The 582-nt window shown below is 70.4% G+C and carries 1 protein-coding gene; it reads left to right on the plus strand.

Going from position 1 to position 582, the window contains the following annotated elements; all coding sequences use genetic code 11:
• Positions 1-19: 19 nt before the first annotated feature.
• On the plus strand, positions 20-582 hold a 563-nt coding region (locus MEU52_RS21690; RefSeq protein ID WP_238123949.1), incomplete at its 3' end, for a malonyl-CoA decarboxylase N-terminal domain-containing protein.

Genomic DNA, 582 nt, shown 5'->3' on the forward strand with positions numbered 1-582 from the left:
CGGCACCAGAGGCGACGAGATGAGTGCGAACACCTCCTTTTTCGGCGACCTGCTCACCTCCATCGCGGAGCGTGGCCGCGCGCTGCTGGAGCGCTCCGGGCGCAATGGCGGGGCGCCGCGCGCCGCATCCCTGGTGGAGCGCTGCGAGGAATTGCTCTCCGGCAAGGGCGAGGCCTCGGGCGTCGCGCTCGCCACCGAGATCCTCGAGCGCTACGGCCGCATGAAGACCGGCGAGCGCATCGCGTTCTTCGAGGCCTTGGCCGAGACCTTCGGCGTCGACCGGCCGCGGCTGGAAGCCGCCATCGATGCCTTCCAGCGCACCGGGTCGGAGGCCGCCTGCGCCAGCCTCCATGCCGCCTCCGAGCCGCGCCGCCAGGAACTGGTGCGCCGCCTCAACATGGCCCCCGGCGCCACGCTGAAACTGGTGCGCATGCGCGAGGCGCTCATGGATGCCCTGGTGCATCGCCGTGACCTTGCCGCCGTCGACCGCGACTTCGGCCACCTGTTCTCTTCCTGGTTCAACCGGGGCTTTCTCGTGCTGCGCCGCATCGACTGGTCCACCCCCGCCAACGTGCTGGAAAA

This window comes from Xanthobacter sp. NM-25 (genome assembly GCF_022138605.1).
In the GTDB taxonomy this organism is placed as follows: Bacteria; Pseudomonadota; Alphaproteobacteria; order Rhizobiales; family Xanthobacteraceae; genus Xanthobacter.